Here is a 2,212-nt window from a genome sequence, read left to right on the forward strand (position 1 = left end):
GGCGCGGCGCGCGATGTCCGCGAGGTCGAGGTGGGCGAAGCCCTGCTCGGCCAGGGTGTCCCCGGTCGCCCGGAGCACCGCCGCCCTGACCCGGGCCGTACGTCCGCCCGGGCGGACCGTCCCCGGATCCGCGTCACCGCCACCGCCACCGCCACCGCCACCGTCCACCATAACGGGACTCCTGTTCCATTAGTCGCCCATCCCTGCTACGTTCAGCTTAACGGAACCGTAGAACCGTTAGAGGGATGGTCATGGAATACAGACGGCTGGGCGCATCCGGACTCCAGGTCCCGGTGCTGAGCTTCGGGGCGGGCACCTTCGGCGGCCGGGGGCCGCTGTTCGGCGCCTGGGGCACCACCGACGCGCATGAGGCGCGCCGCCTCGTGGACATCTGCCTCGACGCGGGGCTCACGATGTTCGACACCGCCGATGTCTACTCCGACGGCGCCTCCGAGGAGGTGCTGGGCGAAGCGATCAAGGGCCGCAGGGACCGGGTGATCGTGTCCACCAAGACCGGTCTGCCGACGGGCGAAGGACCGGGGGATGCCGGTACGTCCCGTTCGCGTCTGATCGCCGCGTGCGAGAACGCCCTGCGGCGGCTCGGCACCGACTACCTCGACCTGTTCCAGCTGCACGCCTTCGACGCCGGTACGCCCGTCGAGGAAGTCCTGTCCACGCTGGACGACCTGGTCCGGGCCGGAAAGGTCCGCTACACCGGCATCTCCAACTTCTCCGGCTGGCAGGCGATGAAGTCGCTCGCCCTCGCCGACGAGCGCGGCCACCAGCGGTATGTGGCACACCAGGTCTACTACTCGCTCATCGGCCGCGACTACGAATGGGAGCTGATGCCCCTCGGGCTCGACCAGGGTCTTGGGGCGCTGGTCTGGAGCCCGTTGGGCTGGGGGCGGCTCACCGGCAAGGTCCGGCGGGGCGTACCGCTGCCGGAGCGCAGCCGACTGCACCGTACGGCCGACTTCGGCCCGCCCGTCGACGACGACCACCTCTACCGCGTGGTCGACGCCCTGGACGAGATCGCCGAGGAGACCGGCAAGGCCGTACCGCAGATCGCCATCAACTGGCTGCTGCGGCGGCCGACCGTCTCCTCCGTCATCATCGGCGCCCGCACCGAGGAGCAGCTCCGCCAGAACCTCGGCGCCGTCGGCTGGACGCTCACGCCCGACCAGGTGGCGAAGCTCGACGCGGCGAGCGCCAGGACGGCTCCGTACCCGTACTTCCCCTACCAGCGGCAGGAAGGCTTCGCCCGGCTCAATCCACCAGTGTGGGGAACGCCCTCGTAAGCGACGGGCGCAGGGGTACGGCCGGCCCGGGTGGGTACGGGCCGCGCAGGAGTCCGGGGCCCGTTCGCGGAAACGGTCCCGGCGCCCCCACAACGCTCCGGGAGAGACATGGCAGCACGGCCGTTGACCTTCGTCGTCGGAACCGGGCGGTGCGGCTCCACCGCCCTGTCGGAGGTGCTGCGTCTGCACCCCCACCTCCTCAGCCTCAGTGAGCTGATGGCCTCCCTTGAGCCGGGTGCGCTGCCCGAGGAGCCGCTGACCGGGGAGGAGTTCTGGGAGATCCTGGCCGGCCCGCCCGCGTTCGCCAACCGGCTCATCCGGGAGGGCTTCGGGCTGCCGGAGCACACGTATCCCGGCTTCGGAGGGCGGTTCTCGGCGGAGGGGGACGGGATTCCGGCGGTGGCGATGACGACGCTGCCGCATCTGAGCGACGAGCCGGACGCGCTGTTCGACGCGCTGCGGCCCGTGATGTGCGAGCGGCCCCGGGGGCCGGTCGGGGAGCATTACCGGGCGCTGTTCGAGACGCTGGCCGAGCGGTTCGGCAGCCGGGCGGTGGTGGAGCGGTCCGGGTTCTCGCTGCGGCTGGTGCCCCGGCTGCGGGAGGTGTTCCCCGAGGCGCGGTTCGTCCATCTCTACCGGGACGGGGCCGACTGCGCGCTGTCGATGAGCCGCCATCCCGGCTTCCGGATGATCCAGCTGATGCGGGAGGGCGGCGATGTCCCGGGCGAGCTGGCCGCGTTGATGAGCGACGAAAGCGCCGAGATCAAGCCCCTGCTGACGCGGCACGTGCCGCTGTCCGCCTTCGGGCGGCTGTGGTCGGACACGGTGATCGAGGGGCTGGAGCACCTCGGCGCGCTGCCCGGGGAGCTGGTGCTGCCGCTGTCGTACGAGGCGCTGCTCGACGCCCCCGACGC

Annotated in this window: 2 protein-coding genes and 1 pseudogene; 2 read left to right on the forward strand and 1 reads right to left on the reverse strand. The window is 71.6% G+C overall.

Translation table 11 applies throughout. From position 1 onward, the window contains the following. Window positions 1-171, reverse strand: a pseudogene (locus tag SSOG_RS56125) (TetR family transcriptional regulator); the annotation flags it as partial. Window positions 172-251: 80 nt separating this feature from the next. Here SSOG_RS56125 and SSOG_RS20705 point away from each other — a divergent pair. Both SSOG_RS20705 and SSOG_RS53735 read left to right on the forward strand, forming a co-directional pair. Beyond that, window positions 252-1,298: an aldo/keto reductase gene (locus tag SSOG_RS20705; RefSeq protein WP_009716198.1), complete on the forward strand. Its 1,047-nt coding sequence runs from the start codon at window positions 252-254 to the stop codon at window positions 1,296-1,298. 108 nt (window positions 1,299-1,406) lie between these two features. Continuing rightward, the coding region (locus SSOG_RS53735) for a sulfotransferase (protein WP_009716199.1) at window positions 1,407-2,212 on the forward strand (806 nt) is incomplete at its 3' end.

Origin of the sequence: Streptomyces himastatinicus ATCC 53653 (genome assembly GCF_000158915.1) — a bacterium.
Classification (GTDB): Bacteria; Actinomycetota; Actinomycetes; order Streptomycetales; family Streptomycetaceae; genus Streptomyces; species Streptomyces himastatinicus.

Coding starts and splice junctions, on each gene's coding strand:
- SSOG_RS20705 (WP_009716198.1), top strand. CDS start 252: ATGGAATACAGACGGCTGGGCGCATCCGGACTCCAGGTCCCGGTGCTG.